The sequence below is a fragment of the Chryseobacterium sp. 22543 genome (assembly GCF_052044565.1).
GTDB lineage: Bacteria > Bacteroidota > Bacteroidia > Flavobacteriales > Weeksellaceae > Chryseobacterium.
Map to the genome: position 1 here is coordinate 60,576 of NZ_JBQENH010000010.1, position 21,938 is coordinate 82,513.

Sequence of the window (21,938 nt, forward strand, 5' to 3'; positions counted from 1 at the left end):
TATTAATGTTGTACAGAATTGATTTTAATAGTTTTAAAGACTTTTAAAAACAGTTCTTTATTCTCTTCACTCAAATCATTGACAATAATTGCCATTTTATTTTTGTGGACATCTACACTGTCAAAATGGATTCCGATAAATCCTTTATCCATTTTCTTAGGCATCATAATCTGAGCCCTGTGCCGATTGATGGTATCGTAGTAATAATAATTAACGTTATAGATCCCGTTTCTATAATCCCTATCGGAATTATCAGACAAATAAGCATTCAGTTCTACATTGTTCTTAAATTTTTCAAAAATTTCAGGCTCTGCAACAACCATATAATTATCCTCTTCAAAAGGCTTATAATCACCATAATAAATATATCCAATGTGCTTATTCCGTGTGTTGATACTAAACACCTGAGAATCTTCGGCAGGTTCTTTCTTAACTATAAATGATTGGGGCAAACTAAGGGATATATTGGCGATTTTATGGGTTACAAATTCCTGATTTTTACAACAGGAAAACAATATAATCAAAAGACAGTTTAGCAGAAAAAAAACATATCCGGTTTTTAGATTTACATTTTTAGAACTCATTGTATAATTTTCTGTTCAGTGTATTGAAAATTTCTTTTTAATCAGTGACATTTCATCTATCAGATCTGCTTTATATAAGTCAATAAGAACATTTTGAACTGAAGGATAATTGTGGGATTTTGCATCAAAATAATAGGCGATTTTTTCAAGAAATACATCTTCATGTTCTTCTAAATACTGTTCAATTTTATCAGTCAGTTCATCATCTAGATAATTCTCCGGAGATTTCACATAAAACCCCCAATTATTGGAATCATTTTGAAAAGTCTTTTCCAATACGGGAATATATATTTTATAAAATTCTTCTTTTTTCATTTCCTCTTATTTTAAAACGAACTACCATAAACAAACGGTTCACATCTTAAAAATGAAATAAAGGAGAAAAAAAATGAAAATTTTTTCATCATTTTTAAAACAATATAAGTCAATGGTTATTAACAGGGTAAAGGTAATTAAAAAGTTTTTACAAAAATTTAATTGAAAATTATTCTTCATTTTATTTTTTTATTTGAAAAAATATTATACCTTTGCAACCGCAAAAACGAAGTAAATATCGTTACTGATGACACCCTCGGGGCGTAGCGTAGTCCGGTCATCGCGCCTGGTTTGGGACCAGGAGGTCGCAGGTTCGAATCCTGCCGCCCCGACTGTTTTAGTAGTTTTCTCAAAATTACTTAATGGGTGCGTAGCTCAGCTGGATAGAGCATCTGCCTTCTAAGCAGACGGTCAAAGGTTCGAATCCTTTCGCGCTCACTTAAAGAGACAACTATTTGATAGTTGTCTCTTTTTTTATACCCATAAAAATCTTGACCCAAATTTTACTATTAGGACATTTAGCAATATCTATCTTTAAATAGCCGCGCTGCATTTAGCCACAAATTGCTCAAACTTCCGATCCGTATTTCTCATGACCGGTCCATGACCGAAGCAGATAATGGCTGGGTTCAGTTTTGCTAACTTCTGGAGCGATTTGATGTTGAGCTGCTGATCCGAGGTGAATATATTTGGCGGAAGCCACAGACCGGTCGCTGTCGTGAGCAAGTTCATATTTGTCGCCACATCTCCTATTATCAGTACACCATCTCGCTCACGGAATAAAGAAATATGACCTGCCGAATGTCCGGGTGTCTCTATTACCCGAAAGTTTTCGATTCTATCGTTTTCAACGATTGTCCGTTCGACTTTATGTCCCTGACCTGCCCAGTATTTTTGCTGAAGCTTTGCTACCCAATGTTGCGGAGTTGGATAGTCGTTGGTTACCATACCCGTTTCGGTCCTAAAAACTTCGTCGGGATGCAGAGTAAGGGTATCTCGAACTCAGCACATATCTGATCGCTGCAGCCCTGGTGATCTGCATGCGCATGCGTCAGTATATGTTGATAAACGGGGATTTTCTTGAGAGATTTCTTTACAGTGGTATACGAACTTCATATTCCGGAGTCTACCAATACACCTTCGATAATATAGCAGTTGATACTGTTTCGTGGCATCACTGAAATCTGGAACACTTCGGGAGCAATTTGACGTAACATCGTTTTTTTTGTTTAAAAAAATATTGACCGATGGGCAATGGAATATATTACATTTCACTGAATGATTTACGACACACGTATCAGATGTCTGATTATTTTGATAGGAAAATATTTTAATGAGGAGCTGAAACAGAATAAAAGTGATGACATTTCTTAAAAAAATCCGGATATACCACACCTGGTTGTCAATAACAACCATAAATAACGTCAATACAACTATAAGTTTTGTGTTTTTTTCGATTCTGTAAATGCATCTAATATACCTTTGTAATACCAAAAAAAGAAATATAGCAGCTATGTTAAATACAAAAATAATTGGCAATAGAATTGCCGTAGCTCGAAAGAAAATGAATATGTCTCAAGCCCAGCTTGCCCAGCGCCTGTTCATTAGTCCTCAGGCGGTCGGAAAGTGGGAACGCGGAGAATCAATGCCTGACATCATTACTTTAAGCCGTCTCGCTGAAATTCTAACCGTTGATCTTAATTATTTTTCAGAAGGCTTAGAACCTATGACTGATGAAATAACACCCGTTGAACTTTCAGAAAAAGAGCCGGCTGAATTGGCGTCACCTGTTGCTGTACAGTCATCTCCCGAAACGAAGGAGAAAAAACTTAACTGGGATATGTCAGGTGGAAACTGGGTGGATGCTGACTTTTCCGGATTGAAAAATCTTCATGAGAAATTCAGCTCTTCCAATATGCAACGCTGTAAGTTTATCGATTCAAATCTATCAGGTCTTCTTTTAAAAAATAATCATGTTGATAACTGTGATTTCTCAAGTTCTGATATCAGCAACAGTCAGTTTCAGAACTCCCACTTAGTGAGTAATCTGTTTAATGACACCTTACTTAAAGAAGCTGAATTTTCAAAGAGCTATATAAAGGGTTGTGATTTCTCGGATGCCAATCTTACCGGGATGAGACTTCAAAAAAGCAGTCATGTTGAAAGCAGTGGATTTTCAAATTCCGACATCAGTAGCGGACATATTCAGAATTCCAGCTTAGCCAGCAATATATTTAATGACTGCTGTCTGGAAGAAGCTGAATTTTCAGGAAGTCATATCAAAGGCTGCGATTTCTCTGGATCGAAGTTTACCGGAGCGAAATTTAAATCCGGATCCTTTGTGGATAATACCATAGAAGATGCAGTTTGGAACCGCACTTCTTTTATTGGAATGCAGCTTGAGGATATAATTTTCGAAGGTTCTTTGGAGGACTGTTATTTTGAAAACTGCACCTTTAAAAAGGTGACATTCCAGAATTCAACTCTTATTAACACTTTCTTTAAAAACAATAGTTTGAAACGCATCCAATTTATGGGCTGTAAAGTGGATAAGATAACATATGCTTTTTTGAAAAATGGGAAAGCAGATATGGCTGAGATCACATTGTTAACACCTTAAAAGGAAATAATTATGTTACAAAATGAAATTGCCATCTCGGTGCAGGGATTGAAAAAGTCCTATAAAAATATCCCTGTATTGACAGGAGTAGATTTTGAAGTAAAAGCAGGCAGCATTTTTGCCTTGCTTGGCTCCAACGGAGCAGGTAAAACAACAATGGTCAAAATCCTCACAACGCTGCTAAAACAAGACGCCGGAACTGTTATGGTAAACGGATTTGACGTTACCTTACAACCAGACAACGTGCGGCATTCCATTAGTCTGACGGGGCAGTCTGCAGCCGTAGACGAAATATTGACCGGACAGGAAAATATGGTTATGATCGCCAAGCTGAGACATCTCAAAAACCCACAAAAAGTTGCAGGCGATTTGCTTAAACGCCTCGGGCTGACCGATGCTGCTAACCGAAGAGCATCAACTTATTCGGGAGGTATGCGCCGCAGACTTGATATCGCCATGAGCCTTGTAGGAAAATCAAAAATTATTTTCCTCGATGAGCCAACTACCGGACTTGACCCTGAAGCCCGTATTGAAGCGTGGAAAATTATAAAAGAGCTTGCGGGCAGCGGTACTACGATATTCCTTACCACCCAGTATCTGGAGGAGGCTGAACAGCTTGCAGATCATATTGCCATTCTCCATAAAGGTCAGATCATTGTGAGCGGAACTCTAGATGAGTTAAAAAAGCTCTTTCCACCCGCAAAAGTTGAATATATTGAAAAACAGCCCACATTAGAGGAAATATTTCTTTCAATTATCGTATAAAAAAGAAAATAATGGAAACGAATAAGAACTATTTTTTCACAGATATGAGTGTTATGCTTGGACGGTCTATGCGCCATGTGACCCGAAGCGCCGATACGATCATTACAGTCACGATCATGCCGATTGCGCTAATGCTGGTGTTCGTCTATGTGCTGGGAGGCGCCATAAAAACCGGGTCGGATAATTATGTAAATTATCTATTACCAGGTATCCTGATTATTGCTATTGCAAACAGTATAGGATATGTATCTTACCGCTTGTTTAATGACGTACAACGGGGAATATTTGAGCGATTTCACTCCATGCCTATAGCATGCTCGGCTGCAATATGGGGACATATAATGACTTCTTTAGTCTCTAACCTGATTTCACTTGCTGTAATTGTTATTGTAGCGCTCATTATGGGCTTCCGCTCGCCGGCAGGAATATTGTCATGGCTTGCCATAGCTGGCATACTGATATTATTTATGCTAGCCTTGGCATGGATTGCAGCGATTGCCGGATTATCTTCAAAATCGGTGGATGGTGCAACTGCAATTGCCTATCCCATCCACTTCCTACCGCTAATTAGCTCCGCATTTGTACCAACAGAGACTATGCTGGGGCCAGTACGCATTTTTGCGGAAAATCAGCCCGTGACATCAATAGTGGAGACTATCCGCGCTTTACTTTCAAACCAGCCGGTAGGTAATAATATATGGATTGCCCTTGCCTGGTGTTTAGGAATTATGGTCGTAGCTTATTTCCTTGCGATGCGAGTGTATAAAAGGGTATAAAAGATTGTTTGTAGTTTATTTCATTCCAGTCAGTTAAATACTGTTAGCAGCATGGTAAAAAAAAATACAATTTACTACGCCTTTAGTAATTACATTGTAAAAATTGACTTATTTTGCAGTAAAACATATTATGACCGGACAAAGCAGCTCAGATTTTCATAAAAAGATCACTCTCGCTGGATCATTAATTGCCATAGGTATTGTATTTGGGGACATTGGGACCTCGCCTTTATATACCTTAAATGCTGTTTTTCACCATAAAATTATAACTGAAGTTATTGCGCTTGGCAGTTTAAGTTGCATTTTTTGGACGCTTCTTTTCCAGACCACGATAAAATATGTACTCATTACTCTGCAGGCTGATAATAAGGGCGAGGGAGGGATTTTTTCTTTGTATGCTTTAGTCAGAAGATACAGCGGAAAATGGCTTGTATTTATTGCTATGGCTGGGGGTGCCTTTTTAATGGCAGACGGAATTATTACCCCACCAATTTCTGTAGCATCTGCAATAGAAGGTGTTCAGGCTGTTGTTCCCGGTTTTAATACGGTTCCTGTAATTATTGGGATTTTAATTGCATTATTTATTTTTCAGCAATTTGGAACGGATAAAATTGGTAAAGTATTTGGGCCTGCAATGGTTATCTGGTTTGGATTTATTGGTATTCTAGGCGCAATGGCACTCAGTGATAATTGGGGTGTTTTAAAGGCATTAAACCCTTATTATGCTTACCAAATGCTGGTCAATGAACCAAAAGGATTCTGGCTTTTGGGAAGTATCTTTCTTTGTACTACCGGTGCTGAAGCGCTCTATAGTGATATGGGACATGCTGGGAGAAATAATATAAGAATTTCCTGGATCTTTATAAAAATTGCTTTGGTATTGAGCTATGCCGGGCAAACAACCTGGCTTTTAAATCACGTGGGTGAAGAAGTCGGAAACCTAAGTCCTTTTTACCATATTGTTCCACCATCCATATTCTGGCTGGCTTTAGTAATTGCAACCCTTGCAACTATTATTGCTTCACAAGCCTTAATTAGTGGTTGTTTCACTTTAATTAACGAAGCAATAAGATTGAATATCTGGCCAAAACACTTAGTATTATTTCCGAGTAATATAAAAGGTCAGTTATACATTCCGGCAATAAACTGGTTTCTGATGTGTGGTTGTGTAGGAATGGTATTATACTTCAAGGAAAGTACTAAAATGGAAGCTGCATTTGGGCTCAGCGTTACCCTTACCATGCTTATGAGTACGGTACTGATCAATGCTTATCTGAGGATAAAAAGAGTTCCTATGATACTGAATATCCTTATTACAGGTATCTTTTTAACAGTAGAAATAAGTTTCTTAATCGCCAACCTACAGAAAGTAAAAGACGGCGGTTGGATTACTTTGATCATTGGTTTCTCATTATTCAGTATTATGTATATCTGGTGGAGAGGAAGACAAATAAAATCAGAGATACAATCTTTCGAAAAGTTAGCGGATCATATTCCTACACTTAACAAACTGAGCACGGATGAAAATATACCAAAATATGCTACAAATCTTGTATATCTTACAACAACGAATTCCGAAAAAAAAATCGAAAAAACGGTTATTGATTCCATATTAAAAATTGGCCTGCCTAAACGTGCGGATATTTATTGGTTTGTTCACGTCAATATTCTAGATGAACCTTACGCTCAGAAATATTCTGTTGATACTATTATTAAAAATGATGTTTATTTTATTCAGTTTGACTTGGGATTCCGTGAGGAACCAAGAATTGGTTATTATTTCAAACAGGTAGTCAATGACATGATTGAAAAAAATGAAATTGATGTCACAGATTCTTTAGAACAGGTATATCAACAAAATAAAATAGGTGATTTCAAATTTATCATGATGGATAGTTTTCTTTCTTATGATAACAAAATGCCCCTGTGGAAGAACTTTGTCATGAAATCCTATTACAATTTAAGACATCTGTCTATAAAAGATCATATCAATTTTGGACTAGATAAAAGTCATTTAGAAGTAGAACAATATCCACTGGTTGTGGTTCCTTTTGTTCAGAATCATTTAGAAAGAAAAGAAAATTAATTTATCCAGCAGGAAGACCATTGCGACAATAAAGCGTATTTGAAATGAGGGTGAGAAATTAACAATTTCAATACTATCAAAATGTAAAAAGAAAGCTGAATATATTAGAAGACCAACTTCTGAAAATAGAATTGAATGAAACTACTTCCCTCTGATAGAAAGTTATCACAGATAAGGATGCTGATTTTAGCTTTACCATAACGAAAATTCATAAAACAAAGTTCATTATGTAGGTTTACCTATTAGTTATTTCCACCTCTATAAAAACTATTTATTTTGGTAAGTAGCAACTAATAGTTAACAAAACAAAAAAGGCACTTTTTAAAGTGCCTAAATTTTTCTTCTTTAAATTCATCTATGTTTGTAGAATACGCTTTCGCTGAAATGGCTTCTGTTTATTTGATAAAACATCCCTACAAACTACAAAGCTTGTACTATTTTTCACCAAGGAAAAGCATTTAAATTAAATCATTTGTTTATTAAAATAATAGCTCTACAGTTGTACCAACAGGAATACCCTGAGTGACGGGAACTACCGCACCATTAGAATAGGCATCGTGTAATGTATATTATGCAGGAGCCGATTTAGCAAATGTTATCCAATTGGGACTTGAAGGAGTGCCATAGTTTACATAGAAACCTATATCCATTGGCGTGCTTACATTGGTATTAAACACTATTAAACTCAGCCAAAAGGTTACATAGTTAGTTTTAATTAGTAGTAAAGAAACATTGATTAAGAATCAATAAAAATCTTTTTGTGCTTTAATTCCTTGTAGCCTTTATGGCTCAACTATACACTTAATCATGTTTGGGTAGGATTGGATTGTTCCAGTCCTATTTTTTATACCCTTTTTATACAATAAAAAAACCGCTGCTGCTGCAACGGTTTAATTTATTTTAAGGAAATAGTATTATTTTAACTTATAAGAACTTCCGTTCCAAAGATAAGTTTTAAAAGAGCTTTTCTTCTTCTCTCTGTCTTTCTCATCCACTTCCATGTCTTCCACTTTTAGGATAAATGCGTTAGAAATTCCTCCTTTATCATTAGGAAAAACATATTCTTCACTGTGATAAAAAGCTCCGGCATCACCTACATTCATTAATTGTGGAAGGGTAATCAGTTTTTTATCCTTAAAAAGAACATACTGATCATAGCTTGCGATTCCGCAGGCTTCTCCGGAAACCATTGCTTTCAGGGTAAATTCAACATTCTGCAGTTTGTGGCTGCTTTCTATATTGAATGCCGCTGAACTCAACTCCTCTCCTCTTCCTGTATCAAAATATACCTCATCAATGAGTGTATTTCCTTCCATTACTTTTATTCCGGCAATGTTCTGTTTTTCGGTCTCATTGGATTCTTTATTCTTCCTGTCAATCGTTTTGGAAAGTCCAAAGAGAAAATCATATCCGTTTTTATTACGGTACCCTACACAAAGATTACCACCCCAGATATATCCTTCCAATATATTCTCTCCTTTCTGATAAGAGATTTTATACCAATTGGCCGCTCTTTCTCCCAATTTCAGGACAGTTTCTTCTTTTTTAAGAATCACCACCTGCTGATTGGTCTGCAATGAATCTACAATCTGAGTATTGACTCCTGGATACAGCCTCACGCGGGTCCAGTCTGTAAAGATTTTCTGCGTCTTATTTTCTTCAAAACCAAAGATTCCATCAGCATATACTTCATTTTCCTGCGCTGTAAAAAACTGCAGCATCAGTAAAAATAAAGCTGTCCATAAAGTTTTCATATTCGTATTTTGTTTTTTGTGTGTTATTTTTCAAGCAGAAGACTTACCCATTCTTCACGCTGTAGCTGCTTTTTCAGTTCCAGTCCGCTTTCTTTACATACTTCAAGAATATCATCTACGTCAAAGAAACACAGTCCTGAAAGTAATAGTTTTCCACCGTCATTCAATACTGAAACATAAGTCGGGATATCTGAAATAAGGATATTTCTGTTGATATTGGCTAAAATAACATCAAAATTTTCTTTTCCTAAATTTTCAGCAGTTCCCTGTTCAATATCTAATTCAACACTGTTTCTTACTGCATTTTCTTTTGAGTTTTCTACCGACCATTCATCAATATCGATTGCTTTTGTATCTCCTGCTCCCTGCTGTTTCGCATAGATTGCCAGTACAGAAGTTCCACATCCCATATCCAATACCTTTTTACCATGGAAGTCAATATCCATCATTTGCTGGATCATCAGGTGGGTGGTAGGGTGATGTCCTGTTCCGAAAGACATTTTAGGCTGAATGATAATTTCATGCATTCCAGGTACCGATTCATGGAATTCGGCTCTGATCAATACTTTATCATCAATATTGATTGGAGAGAAATTCTTTTCCCATTCTTCATTCCAGTTGATATTAGGCATTTCTTCGAAAGAATATTCGATTTTTACGTTTTCATTTTCAAAAATCGGAAGTGCTTTCAACTGCTCTTCCTGAAACAATTCTGTCTGGATATATCCTAAAATTCCGTCAATTTCTTCTGTAAAGCTGTCAAAACCTATTTCTATAAGTTCCGCCATTAAAATCTCATTCCAAGGCTGCAATGGAGAAATTTTGAAATTGAATTCTAAATAATTTTGCATGTGACTAATTTGCTGCAAAAATACTAATGTTATTACGGTTAAAAAAATGATAGCGTAATTTTTGGCTGAAACCGGGGATTTTTATGCTTTTTATCCCGCAGATAATACAGATTTTTTGAATTGCAGGGAAATTCTAAGTTTTGGCTAATGCCTAAAATGGAAACGTAAAAAAAGAAAGCGGGCTCCCTTCGTCTACGCTCAGGATAATAGCCCGCTCCTATTGATTTTTATTATTCAAGGTAGACTAACAATGCTCTGCTGATAACATTAAACTCTAAACCTTGAACTTTAAATTTTTAACCTCTTATGGATTCGTAGAGAAAATTGATCCGTTTGCAATCAGTGCTCTTCTGTTCATTTTAAGAATATCTCTTACCCATTCTGCGAAGTCTTCCGGCTGTAATACTTTATCAGGATTTCCATCTGTAAGACCTCCCTGGATGCTCATATCTGAAGCGATGGTACTTGGAGTCAAAGTAATTACACGGATGTTTTGTTTTCTCCATTCTGCCATCATAGATTGTGATAAAGATACTACTGCAGCCTTTGAAGCGGCGTATGCAGACATATTCGGACCACCTTTCAGACCTGCTGTAGAAGCTACATTTACGATATCACCTTCTCCTTTAGCTTTCATAAACGGATGAGCTGCTTTCGCTGCGTAATATACTCCAAACAGATTGGTTTTAATCACCTGCTCCCATGTTTCAGAAGGCATTTCTTCAATACTTCCGAAGTCTCCGATCCCTGCATTGTTGATTAGGATATCAATACCACCCAATTGTTCTGCTAAAGATTCAATTCCAGCTTTTACCTGAATTTCATTGTCTACAGAAAAAACTGCGTATGCTGAGTTTACGCCTAGTTTTTTGATTTCTTCAACCGTCATTTTTAGGTTTTCCTCATTTCTTCCTGTAATGGCAACGTTTACTCCTTCATTGGCCAAAGCAAGTGCTACAGCTTTCCCCAATCCTCTTCCACCACCTGTTACGATGGCATTTTTTCCGTTTATATTCATAGTAATAATACTTTTCTTTATACAAAGTTACGAAAGAACATTTTTATGAAATGGTTAAAACACGGATTTAATAGTTTTTTAATGGTTTGGAAAGGCAATTGAAACTTATATTTTCTTAAACCACAAAAGTCACAAAAGTTTTTAGACACTTAAGTTTTTAAGCTATTCGCTTTAAGTATAAGAAGTACACTTAAGTTTTATGAAAATCTACGATTTTCATTTTATATAAACTTTTATGCAGGATCATTACTCTTTTAAATTATTCTAACCATTAATAACCTTTTGTGACTTTTGTGGTTTCCATGAACCTCAGCAAAATAGAAGCCGATCTGTTGGATCGGCTTCAAAATCTAAAAAAGGTATAGTAAAAAAAATAAAAACTTAAGGAATCTGAATTGAATTCTGAACTTCAAATTCTTCTGAAGCGGTAAATTCGTTTCCATACATATCAACAGCCTTCACCTCAACTTTATGTTTTCCTAATGATAATTTTTTAGGAAAGTCTGCTTCCCAGATGTGCTTTGACATTTCAGGATTGGAAGGTCTTCTTCCCGGAAGAATTTTCTCTGTAGAATCCCATTTGAAAACAGAAAGCGCAAAATTCGGGTCTATGGTTTCATCATATTCCATTGCTTCCCATTTTCCATTATCTATTCTGTATTCTACTTTGTCTTTTTTGCTTCCCATGAAGAAATTGGCCAACACTTTTGCAGAAGTTCTTGAGGAAGGAATTACTTTTGGGATATATAGCTTAATTTGATAGTCTTCCGGTTTGCCGGCTGTTCTGTATTTAACTTTATATTGATTGTCTGTAAAACTGATGAATGAATATCCTTTTGCTGTTCCGTCTCTCATGGTAGAAGTAGGAAGGCCGGCATCATCCGGTGTTCCAGAATACCAATCGCCGCAAGTAGTTCCTACGTTATATTCATGCAATTCCTTGATTCCATTCCAGCCTGCTTTTTTCCCATAGAAAATCTGCTGTTGGATGTGTGTATGTGCTGATAGAAGCAATACATTCTGGAAAGGATTTAAGAAATCAAATAGTTTCTGACGGTCCGCATTTCTGAAGCTGTCTTCATTGCTATGTTCCAACGGAATATGGAAAGAAATGACAATCAGTTTACTTTTATCAACCAGTTTCAGATCGTTTTCAATGAACTGAAGCTGATCTTCACGGAATCCTCCCCAATATCCTTTTCCATCTCTCGGATCCGGATAAAGAATATCATCCAGAATGATGAAATGTACATTACCATAGTTGAAAGAGTAATTGGCCGGACCAAAATTCGACTCAAATGTTTCATCGGAAAGACGGTCTTCTTTCGCATCATAATTCATGTCATGATTTCCCATTACATTATACCAAGGAAGTCCTACTTCTTTCATAACGTCTGCATAAGGTTTCTGAAGACTTAAATTATCTCCTACCAAATCTCCCAGACTGATTCCCAACACTGCATTTTTCTTAGTGTTCTTCACTTCATTTACAATTCCTCTTTTGAAGTAATCAAGTTCTTTTTCTGTGTAAGGCTGTGGATCTCCAAAAACAAGGATATCAAAGTTTTTATTTTCATTTTGCTTATAAAGTGGGAAGTTGAGTTCTTTGGGAAGATCTCCTGTAGCAGCTACTCCTTTGTATTTGAAATCTGCAGGAGAACCTTTTGGTTTATGATGGTAATAAAACTGAGGTAAGTTGTTCGCATTTAAAGCAGTCTGATACCCTGAAGGTTTGATCACAAAAATAGTCTGATCTTCCTGAACCAGCAGGCTGTATCGTCCGTTTTTATCCGTAAGAACTACCTGAGCTCCGTTAGAAACGGCTACACCTTCAATTCCTTTTTCGCGGTTTTCTTTCTTTTGATTTTTGTTACTGTCTTCGTATACAAATCCGGAAACAGAAGTTTGTGAGAATGCCATTGCTGAAACAAACAGGCAAGGCATGATACATTTTATATTGATACTCATTATCTTTTTAATTTTTAAATTATTTTAATCTTTAAATCTCAAATTATTTATTCCACCACATTTTTACGTTGATATTGTCACCTCCCATAGATTGTACGGCTGCGTTATAATTATCCGTATTCATCACTTTTGTGGTGGTAGGATACATAAATCTTACAGGCATCTGTCCTCCGTTCTGAAGCCCTCCGTTGTTAGGAAGTACCGGCAGTTTTGTACGTCTGTATTCGTACCATTGCTGATGGTCTACAAAAAACAGGGAAATATATTTCTGAAGCATTAGCTTTTGTAAAGAACCGTCGTAAGCTACGTTTGCATTGCTGAAGTAATTGGCTGGAACTGTTGCTCCCCACTGTTCAATAATAGATTTTACTCCGGTTTCATAATAGGTCTGCTGATTTCCTGCAATAATTCCTTTGTTAACCAATTCTGCCAGAATAAACTGAACCTCAGAATAGGTCATGATTAATATTTTTAAAGGTGCTTTCGCCAGATTCTGATTAAGGTTAGAAGGCTGGTAGTTGAAAGCTGTTCCTAAAGCATATCCTGACGGAGCTCCTTTATATCCAAGATCTTCCCCGGTAGTTGCTTTCGCTTTCGTAAAAAACATACTCAGCCTTGGATCATTATTATCTTTCATAGCATTTACAAAAAACTCACCTGCTGATCTGTAAGCTGTAAAATCCTGAGGGCGGGCAATTGGCGGCAAATATGGAGATACTCCTGAAAGTGGCAGCACTGCACTATCCGTATTATTTTGAAAAACAGGATATTGTGCAGGATTATTGATAATCTCCTGAATTCTTTCATGCACATTTACTTCACCGTTTCTGCTTAAAATTCTCGTTAATAATCTCAATGAAAGAGAATTACAGAATTTCTTCCATCCTAAGATACCGGTCTGGCTGTTGGTATTGGCATTGTAAAACAAATCTGTTTCTGCTAATGCCTGGTTTGTGTTGAATAGTGAATTGGCTGTTTTCAGATCATTTAAGAGCTGAATGTAGATGTCCTTCTGCTTATCATATTTCGGTCTTAAAATATTTTCTTCAATCTTCACTGCTTCAGATAAAGGTACATCACCGAAAGCATCAGTGAGGTTGGAAGCAATCCATGCATTCAGGACCATTGATATGGCCAGATAATTATTATTCTGTTCTTTCTCAGCATATTTCCTAAGATCACTTACCTGCTTAAGCCATTTATAAGAGGTATTCCAGTATCCGTTACCACTTTTTTCGTCCATATAATATCTGCTGTAGGTATTTCCTTCATTCGGAAAGTCTAAAGCAATCTGCATGATATCAAAAGTGAAATCATCTGCTCTGTTATAGCCATAGCTTCCCATTTCATACTGGATGGGAGCAAGAAGACTTCCCACAGAAGGATCTTTTATTTTGCTGGTATCTGTATTGATTTCTTCAAATGTTCTGTCGCAGGACTGAAGCATAAAAACAGAAACAGCCAATGTCAGATTTATGATTATTTTTTTCATTTTTAACGATTTTAGAATTTAAGATTTAACTGAAACCCAACTGTTCTTGCAGTTGGAAGCTGCCCCATCTCTACTCCCGGAGTAATGGTTGCATTATCCAGCGTAGCGACTTCAGGGTCAAACAATGGGAACTTCGTCCACATCCAAAGATTTTTTCCGAAAATAGCAAGAGTAAGATCATCCAGACCCAGAGATTTTATGGTCTCTTTCGGGAAAGAGTAAGCGATTCTTGCATCTCTCAGCTTAATAAAATCTGTGCTGAAGCTGTTGGTTTCCACATTGGCTCTTCTATAGTAATCTCCATAATAAGAAGATACCAGTACTCCTTTTATATTCGGGCTGAAAGATCCGTCAGGATTCTGAACAACACCGTCTCCTACAATCATTCCACCAGGATTATCTCTTCCCGGAAGAGTAGATTTCAGTTTACCCTGTTCGGACATTTTATGATGCGACTGAGAATAAGCAATTCCACCATACTGACCGTCAAACGAGAAGCTGATCGTAAAGTTTTTGATCTTGAAATCATTCTGAAGACCGGCTCTCCATTTCGGGAATGCATTTCCTACTTTTTCAATATCTGCAGGTCTTCCCGGAAGTCCGTTGTCTCCGTAAATTACTTTTCCGTCCGGAGTTCTTAATAATTTAAATCCATACATGTCTCCAAGAGAACCACCCACTTCCATTTTATAGAAGACAACATCTCCTACGTTGGACACGATTCCGTCAAATCCTTCAGGTAAAGTCATCACCCTGTTTTCGTTGGTAGACCAGTTCCCGCCTACTTTCCATGAGAAGCTTTCACCTTTCACAGCTAAGATATCAGCTGAAAGTTCAAGTCCTCTGTTTCTGATTTTCCCTGCATTGATCACTCTTTTGGAATATCCGCTTTCAGAAGGCAGTGAAACAGGAATAATCTGGTTTTCACTCATGTTCTGATAAGCGGTAAGATTAATATTCAACCTATTCTTGAAAAGGCTGAAATCCATACCTGCTTCAATATTGGTATTTTTTTCAGGTTTAAGGGAAGGGTTATTGAAAGTAGTAGGCGCCACCACACTTCCGGTAATATTACTTGCTGTATAGTAGTTATCCAAAAGATAAGGATCACTGTCTATCCCTACTTTCGCCCATGAAGCTCTCAGTTTCCATAAATTCAGATTATTACTTTTCAGGTTAAAAATATCTGATAGAATGAAACTGGTACTCACTGAAGGATAAAAGAAGGATCTGTTTTGCTTCGGAAGTGTAGAACTCCAGTCATTTCTTCCGGTAACGTCCACAAATATTTTATTGTCATATCCCAGCGTTAGTAATCCATAAACACTGTCTACATGTTTGTCTCTTGGTGCCGGATATTTAACCGGAATTGAAAGCGCATTGGTAAGGCTGTATTCGCCGGCTGTTTTCAATCCTATTGCCTGATAATCTGTCATCAGGTATTCATTATAACGGATACTTCCTCCTGCAGAGGCAGAAATACTGAATTTATTCCAATCTGCTTTGTAAGAGAATAAAAGGTCGTTGTTATATTCCTGATTTTTGATAAACTGTTCTCTGTAGAAACCTTTCAGATAGTTTGCAGAACTCCATGGTCTTTTGGTTGTTCTTTTTTCATTCAGAATTTCAATACCTGACCTCAGCATTACACTGAAATTCTTATTAAACTGATAATCTGCCGTAATGTTTCCTGTAATGGTCTTTTTTCTGACCCCATTCAACATTTCGTAAGCGATCATATATGGATTGTCAATAAATGAGCTGAAAGGATGGATTTGGTCAACCTGTTCCTGACCCGGTTTCCAGATGGGCTTATACCATTCCAGATCCACATTGGGATTTTGGAAGATCATGAAATAAGAGATCGACTGGTTGTTATATCCCGTCGCAGGAAGGTTATCACTGGAAGTAGTATTATAAGCAAATTTTGTAGAGATTTTTAATTTTTGGGTAAGCTGATGGGCAAAAGACAGGGCAAAATTGAATCTGTCAAAGCCTGTATTCGGCATCATCCACTCATTATTAAGATAGGTAAGTGAAGATCTGAAACTTGTTTTGTCATTTGAGCTTTCTACTGAAATGCTGTTTGAGTAGGTAGAACCTGTTTGCCAGAAGCCTTTAATGTTATTTTCATAAGGTCTCCACAATTGTCTTTCCTTACTTTGTCCCAATACATTGGGGTCATATTGAAAATAATACTGTCCGGCGAATTTAGGTCCGAAAGCACTACTTGTACCTCCTGTACTTGGTCCGTCTGCGGAAAGGCCATAAGAATAGTAAAAGTTTCCTGCCGTATTGGTTGCCAGAGTTCCCTGTCCGTATTCATACTGGTAGTCCGGCCATTTCAATACGGAATCAAAGCTTGAGGAAGAATTGAAGGTTACTCTCAGTTTTCCGTTTTTCGTTTTTCCGGATTTTGTAGTGATCATTAAGGCTCCGTTGGCGGCACGGGATCCGTATAATGCGGCTGCAGAAGCTCCTTTTAATACCGTTACAGATTCAATATCATCCGGATTGATGCTGTTTAATCCGTTTCCGAGATCAATAGGAACATCTCCTCCGGAACCTGCTCCGTATGCTGCAGTACCAGAACCTGTGGTAGAATTCCCCAATGGAACGCCATCCACTACAATAAGAGCATAGTTATGATCCATCATAATGGATTTTTCTCCTCTCAAAGTAATTCTGGAAGTTCCAAGCGGCCCTGCTCCTGCAGTCTGAATTTTAAGACCTGCCACTTTCCCCTCCATAGATTGTGCCCAGTTGTTATTTTGGGTTTCTTCAAATGTTTTGGCATCTACTTTCTCGGCAACATACCCCAAAGCTCTGTCATGTCTCTTGATTCCCAAAGCAGTTACTACTACTTCATCAAGTCCTTTAACTGTGTCTTTTTTAGCTTTCTGCTGAGCTGCCAGATTAACACTGACGAATCCCAACAGTGACAAAACTAACAGTTTTTGTGTCTCTTTACGCATTTCCTTTTTGTTTGCGCAAAATTAAAACGACATTATAAGGATGACCTTAACACAGTTTTAACGTTTCTTAAAAAAACATTAAACCATATATTAATTCAGCCTTAATAACATTACATAAGAATCTAATTAATAAACACTTAAGTAATTAAGTTTTTTTAATACCAGTTTACAAGCCTATTTACGTATCTTTATTGTCTTTCCTTGAGATAATACCACACAAAATACATATTTATTTGATTTACAATATAATAAATCAAATTTAATCATACTGTTTTTTATTTACCCCTTAAAAAAGAACAGTCTGTCTCTTTATAAGGGACAGACTGTTTAAATTGTTGATTACTGGCGAATGGTTGAGAAGGTTTTGTAAACCACCCCTTCAAAAATTCTTTGAATTTTCACCACCCCTCCGGAAGAGGGGAATATTTTGCCCTTCATTTGTACTATTTGTGAAGGATTTTCAATTACTATTTATTCTTTAACTGATCAGGAATATTGGTTGTTACAAACCCGATTCCTTGTTTTTTCAACTCATCGTATACAGCAACATCATTTACTGTCCATGAATTGGTAATTAATCCTAATGCCTTTGCTTCAACAATCCAGGTAGGGTTTTTCTGGAAAACACTATAGTGATAATCCATACCATCCAATCCTTCTTTTTTGATCTGTTCAGGAGACAGCTCACCGTTCAGGTATTGTACTTTAAAGGAAGGTACCAGCTTTTTGATCTCTTTACAGATATTAAGGCTGAAAGAAATAAACTCACTCTGAGATTCCAGCTTCATATCCTTGATCATCTTGATTGTTTTCTGTGTGATCTCATTTTCAATTTCCGGAGTCTTGGCTGGTTTGATCTCAACGATCAGCTTCAGAGCTTTATCTTTTTTTCCCTGTTTCAAATAATCTTTTAACGTAGGAAACTTTTCTCCATTGGATAATTTCAATGCTTCCAATTCTTTGAACGTAGCTTCTGAAATTTCCATCTTACCATGATGTTCATCGTGATTGATCACCAATACACCATCTTTTGTCATTCTTACATCAAATTCAGACCCATAAATTTTTAATTTCTGAGCATTTTCCAATGATTGAAGCGAGTTCTCCGTTGTAGAAGGCTGTGTCTGGAAATATCCTCTATGGGCAATGATCTGGGTTTGTGCTTTCATCATAACTGTACTTAAAACTGCTAACCCTAAGATAAAATTTTTCATAATATAATTTAGATAATTTAAAAAAGTCCTGAAACTTTCTGATAAAGGTAGGTATTAAAATATGGAAACCACAAAGACATAAAAGATTTTAAACTAATAGTAAGAAGAGTCATTTATATATCTTTTATGTCTTCAGTGGTTAAAAAAGATAATTGTTTAGAAGGAATACTTCGCACCAATCTGGATCTGATATGGATTTCCGGACATAGGAACCAAACCACCTCCACTTACGTTTTTGGCATACTCATACTGCATGGTATCCTTATTAAACCTGGTTACTTTATACAAAGATGTGTTTGTGTATGAATTGTTGACTCCCCATTCTTTGTTAAGTAGGTTCGCCACATTGAAGATATCTACAGAAAGTTCAAAAGCTCCTACTTTATCAAGTTTTATTTTCTTCGCTACACGGACATCCCAAACTCCATAGAAACCATTCTTACCTCCGTTACGTTCTGCAATTTTACCATTATACTCGTTGATATAATCTTTCAGAGCCTGTCCTACCTGCGGATCATCCAAAATAGATTTGGTAAGATTCGGGAAAATAAAAGCAAGGTCATTGGAATCTACGAAGTCACCATTGATATTTCCTCCTGTTGTAGCAGAAAAACGGGTACCTCCAATTCCTGAATATCTGATTCCTAATGTAAATCCGGCAATGGTAGGAGAGTTACCATAGATCACCACTTTATTACGAAACTGGTTGTCAGAATAAGTCATTCTTAAGTCTCTCGGATCACTCTGAATCATCGTAGATAATGTTGCAGAGTTCGCTACATTTCCGTTGTAAGAAGTATTGTCTTTGATATCAGACCATGTATAACTTGCCGTGATTTCTCCATCTTTCCAGTAACGGTAACTCGTATCTATTACGAAGGAGAACTGGTTTACTTTACCATCACTTGCCAATTCCAATACTCTTCCAAAGTTGTTATTGATTCTTCCTTGTTTCCAGTCGAAACTTACACTGTTATTGGCATTATTGGTAATAGCACCTGTAGGAATGAATACACCTCTTCCTCCCTCATTAGCTAATGTAAAGAACGGATTCGCCACCATGTTTCTGTCATAGTAATAGTAATTATTTCTACCTAATGCCATATATCCTGCAATTCCGGCTCTGAATCTTTCATTGAAGAAATGGGTATAAGAGATATTCGCTTTATAAACGATTGGAATTTTTGCATCTTTACCGGTATAGTTGATGGTTGGAATCTGCTTCTGAGAAAGTGAAGGCACCGAATTGTAATCGTTTCTATAACTGTTGAAATCCGGGAACGGAACATCTTTACCCGTTACATCCACTGTAGCCAAATGTTTCCCATCAAATACAAGATTGTTGATGATCATGTAATTGTTGATATCCGAAGAGAAAATTCCGGCACCGAATTTAAGGAAGTCTTTATTTCCTTCATTGATATTCCAGTCAAACTGAAACCTCGGCTGGATCACAAATGATTTGATCTGATTATCAGTTCTGATTCCCATTTCATCAAACAGTTTCTGATTGAATTCCGCTTTCGGGTAACCTCCGTAATCTAATCTTAAACCGGCCATTAAATCAAGACCTTTTGCCACTTTCGTCTGAAACTGCCCATAGACACCAAGATTCCAGATATTTGATCTTACAGACGGATCCTCCATCAAAGGAACTTCTCTGTAGAATCTGTAAGGAGTCATTGCATCAAAGTTACCCATTCCCTGGAAATGGAATCTTCCGTTCACTTCACTTCCGTACACAGATTTTGCGGTTGTATACATCAAATCGGCTCCGAAAGTATATTTTACTTTATCTGTATTGTAGTATAAGTTGTCAACAATCTGGAATACATTATTTCTAAAGCTTTCCTGTGCAAAACGGTGCCCTCCAATCTGAATATTGGTAGATCCGGCACTTGAAGCTACACCCTCAACAATCGCTCTAGGAACAGGTTTCCCTAGCTGATTGTTTTGATAACTGTCCTGAAAAGTATAAAGATACTGCGCCTTTAATTCATTGGTTAAATTAGGCCGCAGGTTTGATCTTAAGGTTAACAATAAACTGTTATCAAGGTTTTTGTCGTTTCCGTAAGATTCAAAGAAATTGATATTGGTATTATCACCCAAACCATTTTTATTAAGGTCGTAGGTGAAGTTATTTCTCAGGGTCAATAAGTGCTTCTCATTAATCTGCCAGTCTAAACGTACAAATCCTGCATCCGAGTTTCTTACTTTGTCAAAACTTCCAAACTGAGGACCGCTTCCCACTCCATATTTTGCTCTTGCAATATCTACAAACTGATTAAGAGTCTGCGTTGTTGTATTGAATCTCTTCTCATCATCCGGAGATTTGATATCGGCAATTATCAAAGGTCTTGAATCCAGCTGATGATCCCAGGCTACGAAGAAATGTAATTTATTTTTAATGATCGGTCCACCCAATGAAAAACCGAACTGAGAAGTAGAGAAATCGTTATCTCTTTTATTTCCCCTGATGTCATATGGGCTGGAAAGCCAGTTGGTTCTTAAATATTCCCAGGCACTTCCTGAAAATTTATTGGTTCCTGATTTTGTAACGGCACTTACCGTTCCTCCTCCACTTCTTCCCAATGTCACATCATATTGATTGGTTGTAATTTTGAATTCACGCACCGCTTCAATGGAGATGGAGAATGGCGCACCGCTTCGGCTGGTAGTAGCTCCTGCAGAAGTAGGGTTTTTCGCCGTCATCCCATCAATGGTAAAATTGGTGGAAGATCCTAGCTGTCCGGAAAGGTTTCCGCCTTTTCCGCTCAATGGTGACAGTTCAGCAAGGTTGGTAAAGTTTCTTCCGTTCACCGGAAGCATACTGATATTTTTAGCAGAAATTGCTGTAGCAGCTCCAAGGTTTCCGATCTTGTTTTTAAGGTTTCCGGTAATTTTTACTTCTTCAATTTGTTTCTCGTTACCAAGATCCATATTTACGGTAACCTGATCTCCGAAGTTCACATTGTAACCTTCTTTTTTATCATCATTTACAATAACTGTATAAGGGCCCCCAAGAGGAATTTCCTTAAAAATATACTCCCCTTTTGAGTTTGTTTCCGTTTCCGTTTTGAATCCTGTAGACTCATTCACGATCGTTACTTTCACTTTTTCCTGAGCCGTACTTCCCGGTCCGGTAACTTTCCCTACAATAGAAGCCTGCGTGGTCTGTGCATACGCCATTGTCCCAAGCCCTAAAAACAATAATCCCAGTACAATCTTTACTTTTTTCATTTCTTCCGAAGATCTTTATGATTAATTTTTTGATGTTCGCCAGGAAACCTCTTTGATTTTCATGTTAATAGATCACGTTGAGGTTTCTTTCAATCAGATGTGCAAAGGTATTTTGACTTTAATGGCAGGGTGTTTAAGAAAGCTTTAACATTTTTTTAATTAAATCAGAACGTTATGTTAAATTACTTTAAACAAATGTTTTATTTCCTACAAAACCAATCTGTTAAGGCATATTACGTATTTTTAATTTTCCTGTACTATTTAATTCTGTTATTTTTTA

At 36.9% G+C, this 21,938-nt stretch carries 14 protein-coding genes, 2 tRNA genes and 1 pseudogene; 6 read left to right on the forward strand and 11 right to left on the reverse strand.

Translation table 11 applies throughout. From position 1 onward, the window contains the following. Window positions 1–2: 2 nt before the first annotated feature. Complete coding sequence (locus ACTJIP_RS22810; protein ID WP_139348502.1) at window positions 3–452, reverse strand: hypothetical protein; 450 nt, start codon at window positions 450–452, stop codon at window positions 3–5. Between the two features lie 147 nt (window positions 453–599). Further along, window positions 600–899 (reverse strand): hypothetical protein, encoded by a 300-nt coding sequence (locus tag ACTJIP_RS22815; protein WP_440705129.1) that lies wholly within the window; start codon window positions 897–899, stop codon window positions 600–602. Window positions 900–1,156: 257 nt separating this feature from the next. Between ACTJIP_RS22815 and ACTJIP_RS22820 the strand changes: the two genes are divergently transcribed. Both ACTJIP_RS22820 and ACTJIP_RS22825 read left to right on the forward strand, forming a co-directional pair. Then, window positions 1,157–1,231, forward strand: a tRNA-Pro gene (locus tag ACTJIP_RS22820). 32 nt (window positions 1,232–1,263) lie between these two features. Beyond that, a tRNA-Arg gene (locus ACTJIP_RS22825) sits at window positions 1,264–1,337 on the forward strand. A gap of 96 nt (window positions 1,338–1,433) precedes the next feature. On the opposite strand, the pseudogene ACTJIP_RS22830 reads toward ACTJIP_RS22825, so the two are convergent. Further along, window positions 1,434–2,116: pseudogene (locus tag ACTJIP_RS22830) on the reverse strand (MBL fold metallo-hydrolase). A gap of 296 nt (window positions 2,117–2,412) precedes the next feature. Here ACTJIP_RS22830 and ACTJIP_RS22835 point away from each other — a divergent pair. From ACTJIP_RS22835 to ACTJIP_RS22850, 4 genes are all read left to right on the forward strand, one after another. Continuing rightward, window positions 2,413–3,519, forward strand: a complete 1,107-nt coding sequence (locus ACTJIP_RS22835) for a pentapeptide repeat-containing protein (RefSeq protein ID WP_077415792.1) — start codon at window positions 2,413–2,415, stop codon at window positions 3,517–3,519. Window positions 3,520–3,531: 12 nt separating this feature from the next. Next, window positions 3,532–4,284: an ABC transporter ATP-binding protein gene (locus ACTJIP_RS22840; protein WP_077415794.1), complete on the forward strand. Its 753-nt coding sequence runs from the start codon at window positions 3,532–3,534 to the stop codon at window positions 4,282–4,284. 11 nt (window positions 4,285–4,295) lie between these two features. Continuing rightward, window positions 4,296–5,060, forward strand: a complete 765-nt coding sequence (locus tag ACTJIP_RS22845; RefSeq protein ID WP_440705130.1) for an ABC transporter permease — start codon at window positions 4,296–4,298, stop codon at window positions 5,058–5,060. Window positions 5,061–5,163: 103 nt separating this feature from the next. After that, window positions 5,164–7,146 (forward strand): KUP/HAK/KT family potassium transporter, encoded by a 1,983-nt coding sequence (locus ACTJIP_RS22850; RefSeq protein WP_317043604.1) that lies wholly within the window; start codon window positions 5,164–5,166, stop codon window positions 7,144–7,146. 914 nt (window positions 7,147–8,060) lie between these two features. Here the strand turns inward: ACTJIP_RS22850 and ACTJIP_RS22855 are convergent. From ACTJIP_RS22855 to ACTJIP_RS22890, 8 genes are all read right to left on the reverse strand, one after another. Beyond that, window positions 8,061–8,900 carry an SH3 domain-containing protein gene (locus ACTJIP_RS22855; protein ID WP_077415800.1) on the reverse strand — a complete coding sequence of 280 codons (840 nt, stop codon included), beginning with the start codon at window positions 8,898–8,900 and terminating at the stop codon, window positions 8,061–8,063. A 23-nt stretch (window positions 8,901–8,923) separates the two neighbouring features. After that, window positions 8,924–9,751 carry a 50S ribosomal protein L11 methyltransferase gene (prmA, locus tag ACTJIP_RS22860; protein ID WP_077415802.1) on the reverse strand — a complete coding sequence of 276 codons (828 nt, stop codon included), beginning with the start codon at window positions 9,749–9,751 and terminating at the stop codon, window positions 8,924–8,926. A 304-nt stretch (window positions 9,752–10,055) separates the two neighbouring features. Continuing rightward, complete coding sequence (locus tag ACTJIP_RS22865) at window positions 10,056–10,769, reverse strand: 3-ketoacyl-ACP reductase (protein ID WP_077415804.1); 714 nt, start codon at window positions 10,767–10,769, stop codon at window positions 10,056–10,058. Window positions 10,770–11,150: 381 nt separating this feature from the next. Beyond that, window positions 11,151–12,713, reverse strand: coding sequence for a calcineurin-like phosphoesterase C-terminal domain-containing protein (locus tag ACTJIP_RS22870; protein ID WP_440705136.1), 1,563 nt, complete (start codon window positions 12,711–12,713; stop codon window positions 11,151–11,153). Between the two features lie 67 nt (window positions 12,714–12,780). After that, on the reverse strand, window positions 12,781–14,229 hold the full coding sequence (locus ACTJIP_RS22875) for a SusD/RagB family nutrient-binding outer membrane lipoprotein (RefSeq protein WP_077415806.1): 1,449 nt from the start codon (window positions 14,227–14,229) through the stop codon (window positions 12,781–12,783). Between the two features lie 11 nt (window positions 14,230–14,240). Then, window positions 14,241–17,204 carry a SusC/RagA family TonB-linked outer membrane protein gene (locus tag ACTJIP_RS22880; RefSeq protein WP_180565281.1) on the reverse strand — a complete coding sequence of 988 codons (2,964 nt, stop codon included), beginning with the start codon at window positions 17,202–17,204 and terminating at the stop codon, window positions 14,241–14,243. Window positions 17,205–17,671: 467 nt separating this feature from the next. Next, complete coding sequence (locus ACTJIP_RS22885) at window positions 17,672–18,418, reverse strand: glycerophosphodiester phosphodiesterase family protein (RefSeq protein WP_440705131.1); 747 nt, start codon at window positions 18,416–18,418, stop codon at window positions 17,672–17,674. A 156-nt stretch (window positions 18,419–18,574) separates the two neighbouring features. Next, window positions 18,575–21,658, reverse strand: coding sequence for a TonB-dependent receptor (locus tag ACTJIP_RS22890; RefSeq protein ID WP_180565280.1), 3,084 nt, complete (start codon window positions 21,656–21,658; stop codon window positions 18,575–18,577). Window positions 21,659–21,938: the final 280 nt, after the last annotated feature.